Source organism: Psychrobacter sp. FME5, assembly GCF_014861375.1.
Lineage (GTDB): Bacteria > Pseudomonadota > Gammaproteobacteria > Pseudomonadales > Moraxellaceae > Psychrobacter.
The window spans coordinates 1-482 of record NZ_RRYX01000273.1; the positions used below are offsets into that span (position 1 = coordinate 1).

At 40.9% G+C, this 482-nt stretch carries 2 protein-coding genes; both read left to right on the forward strand.

The features are described 5' to 3' along the window. On the forward strand, positions 1 to 195 hold a 195-nt coding region (locus tag EI161_RS14650), incomplete at its 5' end, for an IS630 transposase-related protein (RefSeq protein ID WP_225735428.1). Between the two features lie 13 nt (positions 196 to 208). Further along, a partial coding sequence (locus tag EI161_RS14655) for a transposase (RefSeq protein ID WP_192530036.1) occupies positions 209 to 482 on the forward strand: 274 nt, incomplete at its 3' end.

Here is a 482-nt window from a genome sequence, read left to right on the forward strand (position 1 = left end):
TATAAAATACCAGATGACGTGCTACTCAATGATGTTAAAGAACATCCTGATGATTACCAATATGAGCGAGCACGTCGTTTAAACTGTAGTAAAACAGGCATTTATCATGCCTTAAAGCGCCTTGATATCAGTCAAAAAAAAGACTTTGGAACATCCAAAAGCGTGTCCAATAAAAAGAGCGGCGTATCAAAGTAAGCTTGATAGCTTTATGCAGCAAGGCTATCCCATTGTGTATATGGATGAGAGCGGCTTTGAGCATGAGACCATTCGCTCTCATGGCTATGCACCGATAGGTACACCCTGTATCGATAGCTACAATTGGCAATCTAAAGCTCGAACCAACGTTATCGGTGCTCTGTATGAAAAGATGCTGTTTGCGCTTGATTATTTTGAGCACAACATCAACAGCAGCATATTTTATGACTGGTGCAAGTTCACGCTAATCCCAAGCCTTAAAACCAAATGCGTGATTGTCATGGATA